This window comes from Treponema sp. JC4 (assembly GCF_000260795.1).
Lineage (GTDB): Bacteria > Spirochaetota > Spirochaetia > Treponematales > Treponemataceae > Treponema_D.
The window spans coordinates 55,819-71,928 of sequence record NZ_AJGU01000011.1 but is presented as its reverse complement, the minus strand read 5'-3'; the positions used below and the strand labels follow the sequence as shown (position 1 = coordinate 71,928).

The 16,110-nt window shown below is 38.8% G+C and carries 12 protein-coding genes; 4 read left to right on the top strand and 8 right to left on the bottom strand.

Features of this window, described 5'->3' with window-relative positions:
• Window positions 1-86: 86 nt before the first annotated feature.
• On the bottom strand, window positions 87-1,004 hold the full coding sequence (locus tag MSI_RS06595; protein ID WP_009105015.1) for a carbohydrate kinase family protein: 918 nt from the start codon (window positions 1,002-1,004) through the stop codon (window positions 87-89).
• A gap of 9 nt (window positions 1,005-1,013) precedes the next feature.
• Window positions 1,014-1,262 carry a DUF5348 domain-containing protein gene (locus MSI_RS06590; protein ID WP_009105013.1) on the bottom strand — a complete coding sequence of 83 codons (249 nt, stop codon included), beginning with the start codon at window positions 1,260-1,262 and terminating at the stop codon, window positions 1,014-1,016.
• Window positions 1,263-1,878: 616 nt separating this feature from the next.
• Here MSI_RS06590 and MSI_RS13945 point away from each other — a divergent pair.
• Window positions 1,879-3,627 carry a beta-1,3-glucanase family protein gene (locus MSI_RS13945; protein WP_009105011.1) on the top strand — a complete coding sequence of 583 codons (1,749 nt, stop codon included), beginning with the start codon at window positions 1,879-1,881 and terminating at the stop codon, window positions 3,625-3,627.
• Window positions 3,628-3,949: 322 nt separating this feature from the next.
• On the opposite strand, the gene MSI_RS06580 is transcribed toward MSI_RS13945, so the two are convergent.
• From MSI_RS06580 to MSI_RS06555, 6 genes are read right to left on the bottom strand one after another with little or no spacing between them, the layout of a single operon-like run.
• Window positions 3,950-5,146 (bottom strand): ABC transporter substrate-binding protein, encoded by a 1,197-nt coding sequence (locus tag MSI_RS06580; RefSeq protein ID WP_009105009.1) that lies wholly within the window; start codon window positions 5,144-5,146, stop codon window positions 3,950-3,952.
• A 29-nt stretch (window positions 5,147-5,175) separates the two neighbouring features.
• Window positions 5,176-7,746, bottom strand: coding sequence for an NHLP bacteriocin export ABC transporter permease/ATPase subunit (locus MSI_RS06575; RefSeq protein WP_009105007.1), 2,571 nt, complete (start codon window positions 7,744-7,746; stop codon window positions 5,176-5,178).
• 16 nt (window positions 7,747-7,762) lie between these two features.
• On the bottom strand, window positions 7,763-9,979 hold the full coding sequence (locus tag MSI_RS06570) for an NHLP family bacteriocin export ABC transporter peptidase/permease/ATPase subunit (protein WP_009105005.1): 2,217 nt from the start codon (window positions 9,977-9,979) through the stop codon (window positions 7,763-7,765).
• Complete coding sequence (locus MSI_RS06565) at window positions 9,979-11,112, bottom strand: NHLP bacteriocin system secretion protein (protein ID WP_009105002.1); 1,134 nt, start codon at window positions 11,110-11,112, stop codon at window positions 9,979-9,981. Before MSI_RS06565 ends, MSI_RS06570 begins: the two co-directional genes overlap by 1 nt.
• 9 nt (window positions 11,113-11,121) lie before the next feature.
• On the bottom strand, window positions 11,122-11,604 hold the full coding sequence (locus MSI_RS06560; RefSeq protein ID WP_009105001.1) for an RNA polymerase sigma factor: 483 nt from the start codon (window positions 11,602-11,604) through the stop codon (window positions 11,122-11,124).
• Window positions 11,594-11,797: a hypothetical protein gene (locus tag MSI_RS06555; protein WP_009104999.1), complete on the bottom strand. Its 204-nt coding sequence runs from the start codon at window positions 11,795-11,797 to the stop codon at window positions 11,594-11,596. Before MSI_RS06555 ends, MSI_RS06560 begins: the two co-directional genes overlap by 11 nt.
• A gap of 177 nt (window positions 11,798-11,974) precedes the next feature.
• Between MSI_RS06555 and MSI_RS06550 the strand changes: the two genes are divergently transcribed.
• Genes MSI_RS06550 through MSI_RS06540 form a run of 3 tightly spaced genes read left to right on the top strand, consistent with a single transcriptional unit; the run spans window position 11,975 to window position 16,092 of the window.
• A complete protein-coding gene (locus MSI_RS06550; RefSeq protein WP_009104996.1) occupies window positions 11,975-13,306 on the top strand; it encodes a hypothetical protein in 1,332 nt (443 codons plus the stop codon).
• A complete protein-coding gene (locus MSI_RS06545; RefSeq protein ID WP_009104995.1) occupies window positions 13,303-14,745 on the top strand; it encodes a hypothetical protein in 1,443 nt (480 codons plus the stop codon). Before MSI_RS06550 ends, MSI_RS06545 begins: the two co-directional genes overlap by 4 nt.
• A 12-nt stretch (window positions 14,746-14,757) precedes the next feature.
• Window positions 14,758-16,092 (top strand): hypothetical protein, encoded by a 1,335-nt coding sequence (locus MSI_RS06540; protein WP_009104993.1) that lies wholly within the window; start codon window positions 14,758-14,760, stop codon window positions 16,090-16,092.
• The last annotated feature ends 18 nt before the right edge of the window (window positions 16,093-16,110 follow it).

The window sequence follows — 16,110 nt, the reverse complement described above, 5'->3', positions numbered from 1 at the left end:
TTTTTTATTCGTAGGGGGTGCTGGTTTGACGCTTACATTAAAAAAAAGCCGAAAGGCTGATTACTCTGCACTTCCGGCTTTTCCATTTATTTTACCTGATACTTAGTCAAAAAATCCTTGCTAAGTTTATTACTTACGGTCTGGCGGGTTAACAAAGTTTCTTTTGCACAGGCAAGCCCGTAATGAATACAGAGCTTTACAGGATCTCCTTCCAAAAAGCCCATCAAAAAGCCTGAAGCAAAGGCATCTCCCGCACCAATTGTATCTACAATCTGAGACGGTGTGTAAGGCGGTTCATTCCAGGTTTCGTTTCCGATGCGAACCATAACTCCCTGTTCACCAAAAGTTATGATAAAATTTTTATAGCCAAGTGCCTGAAATTTATCTGCGGTTTCCAAATCTGGAAGAACTGAATCGACGCCTAAAATTGCAGCGGCTTCATATTCATTACAGCCGAATAAATCAATTAATGGCGCGTATTTCATGGTCTTTTTTGCAATATCAGGGGCTGTAGCATTCTGGAAGATAAATAAATCCGGATGAGCTTTTTTATATGAATAAAAGCCTTCCAGAGTTTCTTCAGAAAGATTTGAGTCCATAGCAACTGCAGAAATATTATTTTCTTCAATTGTCTTTTTAACTTTTTCATCAAAGACAATTTCTTTTAGAACCTGAGTTGAATAAACGCAGGTTGCAGCTTTTCCGCGGCTTGCCAGTACAGAAAAAAGGGCTGTTTTTCGCTCCGGACTTTCTCCCAAAAGACTTGTATTTACGCCTTCTTCTTCAAGACCGCTTCTAAGGTATTCACCAAAAATATCCTTTCCGACAACTGAATGAATAAAGGTATTCAGTCCCAGATGCTTAAGGTTAATTGCCATTCCGCGCCCTACACCACCCGGCACCAGTTCAATTGAACCTTCGCGGTAAGCTTCGGTATCATCAACCTCGGCGGAATAAGCTTTAATATCAACAGAAACGTTTCCTGAACATAAAATATTCTTCATTCAGTCCGCCTAGATTCTCACTTCAAGGTCGTCAAGAACGCCGTAATAAGGAGTCCCTTCCATCTGGAAAACTAAATCACCGTTATCGCCGTTAATAATTTTAAGGCAGGTTTCTTTCCATTCATCATCAACCAGAACCTCAAAACGGTCTCCAAACTCAATCGAAGTTAAGGGCTCCCCTTCCTTACCGGTTACCCAGAACTTCCCCTGAATTACGTCAAATGTTAATCTCCCCTGAATTTTTTCCTTATCACTCATATTATTCCTCATTTTAATTATAGCATAAGCCTAGAATTATGAAAATCAGATTAATAAAGTAAATTTTTTCCATACCGAAAAATTTCTCACCATAAATTCAAACCATTCTGAAAATTACCGCCCTTTCTTTTCCGTAAAACTCAGATGACAATTTATCTATATCAAAAATGGAGGATTCTATGAATCGTTTTATGAAGAGGATGTCTGTTTTACTTATGGCAGGTGCCGCCCTTGGCATGATGTCATGTAATAACAGCCTTAGCCCTGAAGCTTCGTTTGAGGCAGAAGAAAGCACACGGATGCTTTACACCGGTACAAACGGTAATGTTTCTGCTACAGGAATGACAAACGGAAACCTGACTATTTCCTATAATGCAGGAAGCGCAAAATCTTTTGTACGTCTTTTTGTAAGTGAAGGAAACGGAAGTGGCCTTGTTCTTGCTAATCAGGACATGACTTACAGTAATGGCGTTTATTCATACTCGTTAAATCATCCAAGCTTTACTGAAAATGCAGGAATTTATGTCGGAGTTCTTGTAAATGATGGCGGGGTTGAAAAATTCTTCCAAAAGGCAGCCTTTCTGATACAAGTTCCTGGACAAAAATTACTTACGGATTGGAAAGTGATTCAACTTCGGGCGAATTTTCAGACTCAGATATTTATACAATCGTTGCAAAATGTTCTAACAAAGGCCTTGATGTTGCAGAATGGTCTTCTACCCATGGAACAAATATCCACGTCTGGGGACTTGGCGACAGTCAGGCAAATCAGCAGTGGAAAATCCAGAGCGCAGGAGATAATTATTACTCAATTGTTTCCCTTCACTCAGGCTTCTGTCTTGATGTTGCAGACTGGGGAACTGAAGACGGAGTAAATGTCCTTCAGTGGGATAACAAGCTCACTGCAAATCAACTGTGGAAATTCGAAAAACAGGATAACGGCTATTATAAAATCATTAATAAACATTCAGGAAAAGTTCTTGATGTTTCTGCTGCTTCAACAGAGGATGGTGCAAACGTTCAGCAGTGGACTTGGAACGGCACAGATGCTCAGCTTTGGAAGGTAGAAAAAGTTGATACTGCATCAGGTGAGCAGCCTGAACCGGAACCAATCCCCCTTCCAGACCTTCCGGGAGACCTTGCAATTACAGAAGATCAGGCCATTGCCGCTTACTCTTCCCTTGCAGCGCCAAAAGACAACGGCTATGTTTCTTTCACCTTTGAAAATGTAACAAAGGGAAAGTTCAAGAATAATGAAATCTTTATCGTTGTACTCTACCAGAGAAATGACGGAATTTATTACTGGGGCCGTCCAGACGGAACTTTCAAGGCTGTTGGAGCAAATGAATACTGCGATAACTACTCTTACACAATCGAAGATAATGACGGAACAAATGGCCGCAGAGTATTTAATATTCCAAAAAATACAAACGGTGCCCGCATTTTCTACTCTTACGGTTCAAAAATGTCTATTCACGGACCAGAAAACGGAGTTGGAGTTGTATTCCCTTCAATTGCAAATCCTGGTGACCCTGATTACAACAAATATTACGACTGGCTTGAATACACAATCCGTAACGACGGCGTAACCTGGGTAAACACAACACAGGTAGATCAATTCGGCTTCCCTGCCCTCATTACAGCTTATTCTTCAAACGGCTCTGTCCGCTCAAACGGCGACAATCTCTTTACTCAGACTGGTGTAACTGCTTCCCGCGAAAATGTATATCAGGCTTATCATGATTACATGGCAAGAAAAGGTGTTTCAAATGATTTTGACTGTCTTGCAGAAACTTACCGCATTGTTTGTCCTGGTAAATCAAGTCTCTTCAACAAGCACTACCTTGATTCTTACATCAATGAAGTATGGAATTACTGGACTACTCATTCAACAACAGTAAAACATGCCCAGGGTAAATTTACTCTTACAGGAGACGGAAATAACCTTAAGTTCTACTGTACAGAATCCTATAATCCGGGTATGTGCCGTGTTGGCGAAACTTACTACGTATACGGTAAACCGACAACAGAACAGGCATTTGAAGGTTCGGGTTGTCTTGCAACTGATACAAAAGGAAACGGAATGGAACCAGCTCTTCAGGCCTGGGTATGTGCCGCTCTCAACCGTCATGTAGCAACAAGAAGTGACAATCCTGCCTGGGGTTACACAAGTGCCCCTGCCCCTGCAGACTATAATACTGCATATTATCAGGAAGGAGCCGCAAACTATTATTCGGGCTTCTGGCACAGCATCAGCACAAACAATGGACTTGCCTACGGTTTCTGTTATGATGATGTTCATGAGCAGTCTTCAACAACTGTTGTAATTGACTGTCAGAAAATCTGGATAAGACTGGGCTTCTAAAAAAAATAAAAATTCTGCGTTTTTTTTCTTGCATTCCTGGCAAAGTGTGTTAATATTAAAAATGTAGCAAGGAGCGAGATGAGGACGCAGACCGGTTACTTGGAAGGAGGCAATATGCAATTTCCGACAAAGACAGCACGCCTGGTCGAGGCTGTATAATACGCTAGACATTTCGAAGTTACCAGTGACTTTACAACTGGATATATTATGGTGCCAGTCCTTAGGTTGACTGATAGCACTTTACAGGCCGGGAATAAACCCGGCTTTCTTTTTGCCCAAATGAGTTTTTAAAATCAAATAATTACAGGTTGAAAAAGATTCCCTACTCTTCAGCACTTACAACTTCGTGAGCGCCTGGTATCTCGCTGAATTTTCCGTCATTAAATACCTTAAAGGTCAGTTCGTGTGCATAAATTGCACCGTTTCCCTGGAAGATATATGGACCAACACATTCATCCCAGGTTGTGTTGTAAAGGGCTTTTGAAATATCATCTGGAACAGCAGAACCAGCCTTTGCAATCGCCTTGGCAAGAACAATCAGGGCATCGTAAGCCTGTGCGGCTTCAATATCAGGCTCATAACCGAATTTTTCCTTAAAAGCAATATTAAAGGCATTAAACATGTCATTGTGAGTTATTTCATCATAGTTAGATACGCAGAAAAGTCTTCCGTTTTCATCAAAAGGAATCTGACTTGCAAAAGCCGGGTCATCAAAAGGATCGGCTCCAACAAAAGGTACATTTACGCCGTTTTGTCTGGCAATATCAAGTACAGTTTTAATGCCTGGCATACGTCCTGCAAGAAAGACTGAATCAAAGGCAAAATTATTCTTCCAGCGTTTTATGCTGCGTTCAATATCCTGAGGACTTGTAGTTACATCATAGCTTTCGCGGGTAGCAATTGAGATTCCCCTTTTATTACAGCCCAACTCAAAACGGTTTGAAAGACTTGTTCCGGAAACATTTTCCAGATAGTAAATCAAAACCTTTTTATAGCCATTTCTTTCACAAAGTTCAGCAGCGGCATCTCCAAAGTCAATGTCTGTCGGCATGTTGCTGAATACAAAAGGATTATTGCGTTCAGTAAGAGTATGAATTGTTGAAATAAAATTAAAATGCAGGATTCCAAAATACTGGTAGATAAGCGAATTGGAAAGTGAAATATCTGAATAACCATGACCGATTACAGCACATACCTGCTTATCTGCGGCAATTTCGTAGGCCTTAGTGGCACCAAGAATTGCATTTCCCCCGTCTTCACACTTTATAAGTTCAATTTTTACAGGGCAAAGATTTTCTTTTTCAATTTTTTCCTGAGCTAGAAGGATTCCGTCCCACATTTTAGTCTGATTTTCATCAAAACTGTTTGCTACGGCAATTTTTACACTTCCATGTTTATATAATTTTCTTACCGCTTTCTGGCGTAATTTTATAGGATCATCATTATTGCAGGAAGAAAGCAAAAGACTTCCAAAAAGACCTGTAAGCAGGAATATATTTTTTAAGTTTCTCATCTTCATAATTCTAGTCTCCTGTGTAAGCGTTTCTTTTATACATTCTGACGTCTTGCAAGCTCTGCAAAATAGCCGTTTTGAGCCATCAGTTCTTCATAATTTCCGGTTTCTATTACTTCGCCATCTTTCATTACATAAATCTTATCTGCATTTATGATAGTACTCAGACGGTGGGCAATAATGATTCTGGTAACATTGAGTTCATCAAGGCTCTTTCTTACCGTAAGCTGAGTAAGATTATCAAGGGCACTTGTTGCTTCATCAAAAATCAAAAGGCTTGGGTTTCTGATAATGGCACGGGCAATAATCAGACGCTGAAGCTGACCGCCAGAAAGTGTCGCACCACCGGCAGGAATCATTGTGAACATTCCCATTGGCATTTCGCGGATATCCTTATCAAAAGAAACCTTGCGGGCCGCAATCCAGGCATCTTCTTCTTTTAAGCCGGTACTTCCAACAATATTCTGAAGGATTGTTCCCTGCATTACAGTATCATTTTGCAGAACAACTCCCATCTGACGGCGGAGAGAACCAATATCTACCGTAGACATATCCATATCATCATAGAAGATTGTACCGGATTCTGCTTTTTCAAAGCCCAGCAGCATTCTCATAAGGGTTGATTTTCCAGCACCCGAAGTTCCAACAACCGCAATAAATTCTCCTTTTTTAATGCTCATATTAATGTCTTTAAGCACAAGAGGAGAATCAGGTTCGTAGCGGAAATTAAGGTGACTTATTTCTATATTACCCTTAAGGCTGTCTACAGGAGGCTTTGATTCTTCAATCTCAGGGATAGCCTCTGTAATAGGCTTAATTCGTTTAGAAAGCGGAATAATATTTCTGATTCCTAAAAGAGCACCCGCAACTCCAAGAATTGCAGACTGATAGGAACCAAAGGCATTTAAGAAGGCCATGAAAGAACCTGTTGTAAGCCCTTGAATTGTATGAAGGCGGACTCCCCTTCCATAAAGATAATAGAAAACAATGCTGACTGCAGTAGGATAAATTGTATTTAAAAGCGACGAAACAATTCCAATCAGGCCAAGGGTATAGGACATTTTTGTCTGACGGATATATTCACTTGACCACTGACCGAAAACGCGCTTTTCTGAATGGGTATTTGTAATTTTTTCTATAGCACAGATAAACTGCAAAAGCATACCCTGAATTTTTCCCTGAGCTTCTACCAGCAGTTTTTCCCATCTGTAGGTAATAAAACAGACGATGGAAGAAACTGCAATCGGAATTAAACAGAGGAACATTCCCCGCTTTGCAAAATAAGGACAGAAGCGGAAGGCCTGAATCAAATATACAAAGCTGAAAATAAAATTCATAAAGGTAGTAAGGATGATATTAAACACCTGACTGCGGATTTGCGGAATTGTCATTGTTCTGGCAGCAAGGTCTCCGGCTGTAAATTTCTTAAAGAAATCAACAGGAAGCTTTAAAAGCCTGTCCATAATGCTTGCTTCAAGATCTGCATCTGCCTTGGTTTCCATTCGTATGTTGGCAAAATATTTTGCAATAGAACCAACCATAGAAGAAATATTACAGAAGAATACAAGAATACAAATCTGAATAGCCTGATTTCTTGCAGCTTCTGGAATTACGTTATCAATAAAGTTACGGGTAATAATCGGGCTGATAAGACCAATAAGGGTACAAAGAATTCCAATCAGGATAAAGCGAAGAATATCAGCCTTAATATCAATAAATACGAATTTACAGATTGATTTTATGGAAAGTTTTTCTTCACCCATCGAACGGTACATCATAAAGGCCATAGGATAAATTTGAGCTGCATTATCCTTGGTAACCGGCACTTTTGAGCCGTCTTCCGGGCTGACCATCATATAGCCGGTACGTTCAGTATTTTTGATGAGGGCAACAGGAATTATATTTTCTGAAGAATCTGAAAGTCCCTTCTTTAAATCAAATTCGCCTTCCTTATTGTAAAAGGCAATAAGATGACCGTTATCTTCCCTATACCAGTTATCGCGGAGAACAACTTCACGAACGCGGACATTATTATCCTTAGCAATCTGCTGAAGTCCAGCCTTAGAGGTTTTATATTCCTTCCCGGGAACAGCACGAACCTTTAAGCCCCCGGTCTTATTTGCAATAATCTTAAAAACCCTGACAATATCCGAATCGCCTTCTTCATAGGCTGAAGAAATAAGCTGCTTGCGTTTTACAACGGAAGCAATATTTTCCAGAGCCATAGAAAAAGCCTGGTCTGAAAGTTTCTGCTGCCTTACAGAACGGATTTTATAATCTTCTTCATCAGCTTCAAGCTGCTGAATTATACGCTGGCTTTCTTTTTCAACCTCTTCCTTCCAGTTAGCACCGCCTGCAGACGAAACCTTTACCTGTGTTTCGTTTGTTCCGGCAAGAATCAGTTTATATTTTTCTGTGCTCTTAAAGTTTGGAAGCGAATCGCCTTCGTTATAGGCTGCAACCTCATGACGGGCACCGGTTCTTCCATCTTCCAGAATATCTGCAACAAAAAGATAAGCCTTTCCTTTTAGGATTTTGATTGTATTTTCTGTTCCATCCAGTGTGAGGTAATTTGTATTGTCAATTTTATAAGTCTTGTTTTCCATCTTTCACCCCACTGCCTTACATAGTTGCTACAAGAGCCTTATAAAGCCCTTCTTCTGCCATAAGTTGTTCATGAGTTCCCCGCTGAACAATTTTACCGTGGTCAAGAACAATAATTTCATCACAATCGCGGATTGTAGAAAGTCTGTGGGCAATTATAATGCTGGTACAGCCGCGTCGTCTTATATTTGCATCTACCTTCTGCTCTGTAATTGCATCCAGGGCAGAGGTTGCTTCATCCATAACGATAATGCGCGGGTTAGCCGCAAGAGCACGGGCAATTTCAAGTCGCTGCCTCTGACCACCGCTGAAGTTTCTTCCGCCCTCGCCCACCTTTGAACTGTAGCCGCCAGGCCGCGAAGTAATCTCATCGTGAATGCAGGCATCTTTTGCCGCCTGAATATAAACTTCCTGAGGAATTGTTGTATTCCACATGGTAAGGTTATCTTTTACAGTACCTTCAAAAAGCGAAACGCTCTGATTTACCACCGCTACCGAGGAAGCAAAAACACGACGCTCAATCTGACTCAGAGGTTTTCCGTCAAAAAGCAGTTCCCCGCTCCAGGGTTTATAAAGGGCACTAATCAATTTTCCTATTGTTGATTTGCCCGAGCCGGTTGCGCCAACAAGAGCAACGCGCTTTCCCGGGGTAAATTCAATATTAAGCCCGGTTATTAAAGGTGCTGCCAGAGGTGAATAACCAAAGGAAATATCTTTAAGAGAAATATAGCCATCAAGTTTTTTAATCGGTGTGTAAATTTTTGGAGCAGGAACCTGGGAAGCTTCAGTCTTAGCCCCAGCTGCCTCATCCTCTTCAAAATCATCCTTAAAAATCTTAGGCACTTCGTAATCCATTACGTCGTCTATACGCTGCATGTCGGCGTTGGTACTTAAAAGCGAAGCTCCTAGTTCCATAAAAGAGCCGATCGGACCCGTAAAATGAGAAAGCAGTACCTGAAAGGCCATAAGCATACCAATTGTAAGATGCCCGTCCATAACGCGCAGGGCACCAAGAGTCAAAATCAAAATGCTCTGTAAAGAAGAAATAACCTGAGGACCGATTGAGTTTGCCGTATTAATTTTTACAAGCCTTTGATTTTCCAGAAGAACCTTAGCCTGCTGACCAGACCACTGCATAAAAAAGTCATTTTCAGAACCGGAAGCCTTTATTGATTCAATCATTTCAAGGCCTGACATGGTAATACCACCAAGTTTTCCCGATTCCATCTGAATTTTAAAAGACTTATTTTTAATTCTTTCTGAAGTAACTCTGAAAATGATAACCTGAATAAGGGTTGTAATCAGAGAAATAATTGTAAGTGGCAGGTCATACATAATCATCAGGACAAGGAAAAAGACTGCGCTTATAAGATTGATTACTACACTAATTAAGCGGCCGGAAACAAGACTGGCAACAGAGTCGCAGGAAGCGATTCGGCTACAAAGTTCACCCGGAAGACGCTGTACAAAAAACTGAGCCGGCATTCTGAAAATATGATAGATAAATCTGGATGCCGAAGAAAGACTCAAACGTGCCTGAAAACGAATAAGGACAAGACTTTGAATTGCCTGCAAAACCACGTTTATTATGCAGGAGAAAACCATGATTACAAGAAGTGGCTTCAGAAGATTCATGGAATTTTTTACTAAAATTTCATCTATAAAGAAGCGGGAAAAAGTCGGATATACAAAACCCGGAATAAGGAAGAGGAAACTCAAAAAGCCCAGGAAGGTAAAAATAGACTTGAGTCCTGTAAGTCGTTTTTTTAGTCTGTGCCAGATACGGGGTTTTGTTCCGCTCGGAGTAAACTTTTCTCCTTTTTCAAAGGTAAGAACAACACCGGTAAAGGATTCATCAAATTCCTGAAGAGAAACTGTGCGTTTTCCAAGAGCCGGGTCATTCAGATAGACTTTATCGCCCTTAAAGCGTTCAAAAACAACAAAGTGATTAAAATTCCAGAAGATGATTGCAGGACCTTTTACTTCCCTAAGATCTTCAACTTCCATTTTAAAGCCCTTTGCAATAAGACCATAGCCTTCTGCAGCCCTGAGCATATTGGAAGCCTTTGTACCGTCGCGGGAAACACCGCACTGAACGCGAAGTACTTCAAGAGAAACGTATTTATGATAGTAGCCTAAAATCATTCCAAGGCAGGCCGCTCCACATTCAAGGGCTTCCATCTGGAGAACAGTAGGCGTTTTTGTCTTTGATTTACGTTTTAAAAACTCAAACATTATCTGCTTCCTTGCTGAGGCTGCTGTTGCTGTACCTGCTGATTTACTCTTTCATCACCAATTCCCAAAAGCTTCTTTTTTATAGTAGGAAGAAGCAGAGAAATCGGCCTGCGGGAACCAGTTGTTACCTTGGCTCCACAAATAAAGCCGGAGCCGATTTTCTGGGCAGGACCTTTTGATGAAGACCACTTATAGCCGGAATAAGTTGAAGGATCCGGGATAATGCTGACTTTAGCTTCTATAGGATTTGAAATTTGATGGAAGGTCTGTGCCAAAGAAGTATTCTGAAGGCTTGCTACAAGATAATTGTCGCTTACAGGAAATTCAGAAATATCAGTAATAATTCCCTGAATGTAACCAAACTCCTCCTGCTTTACAGTAGTTGGAATAATTCCGATTTTCATTCCGGGTTTTACCTTTTTACCATCCTGTGCAGAAAAGTAGACAAGTGCACCGTAAGAAGATTTTCCATCGCCAGCTTCAATTACCGCAACCGTGCTTCCCGGCTGAATATAATCTCCGCGGCGAACAGGAACTTCCATTACGCGTCCGCTTACCGTAGCAGTTACCTGAGTTGCTGTCTGATAATTATCATTCAAAACCAGAATCTGCTGTTTTTCTTCTGTTATCTGCTGCTGAATATTAAGTTCTGTCTGGCGGGAATTCAAAAATTCAGATTCAGTAATAAGTCCCTGATCATAAAGCGACTTCATCATCCCCTGCTTTGAAGTTCCGTTTTTAAGAGCCTGGCGGATAACCTCCTGCATCTGCAAAAGCCCCTCCAGTTTTTTTTCTTCCAGCTTGATTTTATCAAGGATATCCTGGCGTTCCATACGGGCAATAATCTGACCATTCTGAACATAGTCGCCGTGAGAAACAAACACATTCTTAACAGTTCCCTGATTTGTGTATTTTACGCTGACCACATTATCAATGTTCATTATTATACCTGTGCCGTTTACCACATCAGGAATTGACCCTACAATACCCCAGGCCAGGGCTACCGCAAGAATAATTCCCACAGATATAAGGGCAAATACGCTTGAAGGTTTAACAACCGTCATTGTCTGATCAAGCTGATCCAGAGAGGCAATTCTGTCTAATGCTGATTTTCTGAAAATTGAACGCTTCATAAAAATTTCCTACTCCAAAAATTGTTTTAACTGAGAAAGAGTTTTTTTCATTACGATTTTTGCATTGCTGTAACTCATTTTTAAGATTTCAGAGGCTTCTTTTAAGCTTCTATCGTTATAATATACAAGAACTACAAGAGCCCTTTCGCGCTCGTCCAGACGCATAAGAGCCTGAGATAGTTCTGTAAGGGTTTCTGCATTTAAAATATTATCCATAGTTTCGTCTATGTAAGATAAATTTTCATTTAGCTCCGAATGGATTTTCCTGGTTCTGAAAAAATCAATAAGGGAATTATTCGTAATACGGTAAAGCCAGGTAGAAGGAGCTGTTTTTGAGGAATCAAAGGTATCTAAAGACTTATAAAATTTAACAAAGACATTTTCGCATAAATCTTCCGCATCAGCTTCATTCAGACCCTTGCTCCTAAGAAAGAAAAAAATCCGCTGATTATAGGTTTTGTAAATGCTGTCTTTTTCCTGTTCAGTCATCATTATTAGTTCTGAATTCATCCCCTGCTACGCCGGCTGCATTCAACATTTCAAGCTCATTCTCAGAAAGCTCTTTTGCTCCTTTCTTCTGCGAAAGATTTACATAGTTCTGCGCAGACTGAATCGCAAAATCCAGAGAAGGATTCTTTTCTATTTTCTGAAAATCCATAAGTCTTCTGAGTTTTGTATCTTTCATATTTCCACCTCACTTAAGATTATACGAAGCAGTTAATAAAAAGGCTAAAAACCCATAATAATATTGTAACACAGGAAATGCAGACAGGCGTAATGTTTTTTTCAAAATTCTTCATTTATATTTAATTTGTTATTTTTATTTTATTTATCTGCACTTTATATGGTATAATATTTAAAAATGCTAAAGACAAAGCTTTTTACAAGACATTTTTTTCTCGCAGCTTTTCTTCTGGGATTATTGGGAGTTGAATCGTGTCAAATTGACTCAGAAACTAAAACTCTGGAAGTTACTCCTTCTTCAATCAGCACTAATCAAACTGATAAAACAGCAGTTCCTGCCTCTTATATTAAACACTACACACAGAAAGTCCTGACTGATGATAATGGCGAAAAATATGTCTCTGAAAAATCAGAGGGATTTGCATATGTAGAAAGTGAGGATAAATCTGATAATCCTATAGAAACCGGAACTAAATTCAAGGAACTGGCAAAAGACTACGAGGGATATTCTTTCTACTCTGGCTTCCAGAAAGAAAAGACTGTTTACCTGTATTATACAAGAAACACAGTGGAGTATTCTTTTTATAAAGATGAAAATACACTTCTGACAAAAATTCCGGGAACTTATGGACTTAAATGTACTAAACCAGAAGCATTTATTGATAACAAACCTGTAGTAAAATGGAATACAAAACCTGATGGCAAAGGAACATCTTTACCCGATACCTTTGATTCAGAAGATGCCGTATTTTATGCTAATGGGACAGGAATTGGAACAAAAGTAAACCCAACTGCAGCAGGAGATATAATCTATGCAGATGGAAGTGTGTCTACTACTGATGAACTAGCATCTGCTGATGATGAAATAAAAAAACAAGCAATTGCAGTTATCATTTTTGATCATTATGACACTTATTCAGGAAGTTTCTCTGACGGTAATAAATTAATAGGCATAGGTCTTCGTGCATTAGAAATGGATGACCTTAAAGCCTCAAAATGGCGAAATCATGCAGATGTTTATAAGACTCTGACAGTTAATTCAAATCACGGATATTATGATTTTCAGAAATTAAAACTGAATTACGGTAAAAGTAAAACAGATTTAGAAGACTATTGGACGGCTTATTATAAAGCTTCCACATATACTGACAATTTTACTGATATTGATATTACATACACTCTTAAAGAAAACTGGTATCTTCCGTCTTGGAAAGAGCTTGGTTATACATTTGCCCAAAATTATAAATATTATCAAATTCTTTATAATGCCTGCCTTGCACTTGGAACAGCTGATACACTTAAAGACAATCATTTTTGGGCAACACCACATCAAATATTTGAAGACACTAATTATTGTGCATATATAACTCAGGGAAAAAACTGGAAAGAACTTGTTTATTTTGTAAAAGGCAAGGACAAACCTGAAGGCTGGGAAAATCAATGGAAGGATGGTGACCAGGCTGGCACAGATTATACATGTCAGATTCTTCCGTTCAGGGTATTTGAATGAAAAAATATAGACTATTCTTTGCTGCATTTTTAATTTTCTCTGCTTTATATCTTCTTTCATGCAACAACACCTTTGATGAAAGTTCATCTAAAAATGATTCTTCTGACTCTGAATTCGGAATAAAATATTCTTTTTATCTTGATGATTGTACTGATCAAACTTGGACAGTAATTTGTGGTGAGGAAGGAAGCATACTTCCAACTATAACAAAACCTGAAAAACACGGTTATCGTTTTACAAATTGGATAACAAAGGACAAAGAAACACTTCCAGCCGTATTTGGAAGTGAAAAATTAAGTTTTTATGCACAGTGGGAAGATTCAACAAAATTGATTGGCTCAAAGATTGCACCGGACACAGTTGGAGATGTTATTTTTACAGACGGTTCTGCTTCTCCATATCCTGAAAACTGGAGTGATTTAACTGACGATCAGTGGAATGCCGCAGTTGCCATGCTTTTTACAACTACCTATAACCCTAATAACGGACAGAATGAAAAGGGTGGCCAGTACCAGTATAAACTTGCAGCTGGTTTAGTGGTGGCAGCTTCAAAACAATGGTGTGGACAAGATTTTAAAGATAATGTTTCATATGAACCTAAAGGTTCCCCTATGTCGTATAATTGGGATAGCAGTTTATATAAATTCAGGCTCTGGAACAGCATATATATTGGTTACTCATGGAATAAAAATGCCTACAAAACAAAAACCGTACTACCTCAGCTTTCATTAAGCAATTATTTTGGCAGACAAAACCTTGTTGATTCTTCTATATTTAAAACTTATGCAGATGAAAAATCAGCAGCAGCATTTTACTATGCAATACAATATGGTAAGTCTCAGAAAATAATTTCAGACTTCAAAGATGACTGGTATCTCCCTTCTGGCAGCGAACTCAAAATACTCTTGCAGGACGAAGAATTAAAGCAAAAATATAAGAAACTTTTAGTAAAAAAATATTCTGTCTTAGATGATACATTAAAAAGCGAAATGCTTTCAGATATTAAAACTGATACAGTTTTCTGGTCCAGTTCAACAGGAAGTCAGGAAGTAAATTCAAAGGAATATATAGCTCATGGTTCGAACATAAAGGGCTCGAACTTTAACGAAGAAAAAGTATACTGGGGCACATATGATGAAAATCCTCCTTCAACACATGAAATATGGTTATGGGATCCTTATACAGGATTTGAAGGAAGACCTATTGTTTCTATTAATCCAGCCTATGGTTATTATGGTAAAAACGCAGATTTTGCAAAAGGTGAAGCTCTTTTTCGGCAAGAAGATTGTAATACAACTTATATAGATGATAAAGAGACATACGGATATGCCTACAAGACAGCATTTTATACAAAGGCTTACAAACTGGATTATCAGGGTTACATCAGTTATGATGAAAAGCTTAATGAACATGCTGTAATTCCTATCAGGGTATATTAAGGAGAGACAAATATGAAAAAACTTTTCTTATTATTTTTATTTCCTCTCTTTATAGCCTGTCAGAATCAGGTAGATTACGATATTACAGAAAAGGAAAAAGACAAATCTACCGACACAAATAATTATTACATTACAGAAAATGATGCCTCGACAATCTGCATATATCTGCAAAACAAAAAAGGTGATTCTGATTTTACTACTTACGAACACGATACAGCGTCAGATACAACTGGAATGAGAATTACTAAAGGAACATCACTTGCTCAGCTTTCCTTAAAATCCTATACAGGTTTTACATATTATAGAGCAGTCCAGATTGGAGAAACTCTCAACCTTTATTATAACCGAAATTTTGTAACATACAGTTTTTTGGATTCAAAAACGAACGGCTCCTATGTGTATAAAATTTCAGGCTTATACGGAACAAAATTCTTTGCCCCAACTTCTCTACAATCTGATGACTATTTTTTAGCAGGCTGGGAAGATGAAAACGGCGAAGAGCTTCCGTCAACTTTCGGTACAGCAGATAAGAAATTTTACCCACATCTTATTTCAAAAGAAAATAAACTCGGATCAAAAGGAATTGCAGATACAAAGGGCGATATTCTTCTTGATGATGGAAGTGTAATTTCCTATGAGGAATTCAGTGCAAAAGCTGATAAAAGTGGAATAATTGAACACGCATACGGAGTTCTTATCTGTACGACTTATAATTCAGAATATATTTCTTCCGCAGTTCCAAAAATGACAGTAGATGTTGAAGATTATTCTTTCTTTATAACACTTAACTCTGAAAAAGATGATCTTTTTGGAGGACAGCAGAAACTGATTGCTGCAGTATATAAAGATGACTATAGATACAAAAACTTGAACTGGATAAGCAATAATGCAATATTCATAAACTATCAGATGAACCTGACAAATTATTTGGACGGTTCTATATGCACAGAACTTATAAAATCCCTCAAAACAGATGATTCAGATTACACAAAAACCTTAAACGCTTTTTCAGCATGCTCAACTTACGGCCATGATTTCTGTCCGAACACGATTTATTCTGAAGATTGGTATCTTCCTTCTTTGGGAGAAATATATGCATTAATTACTTTGATTAATGACCCTAAGTATTCAGACATTAAAACTTATTTTTATGAACCAGACAGTCTGAAAAGCATGGAAATCTGGTCTTCAAATTCAACCCCATCCCCTTCTTACGAATATGGCATTCAGAATTCATGGACTGTAAAATTTAATGATAATCTTACAGTCTATTATACAGAATCTAAAGCAAGATATTCTGATTCACCATCCGATAACTGGGTTCTTCCTTTCCGCAAAATCAACTAGGCATAAAAAAGGCTCTGG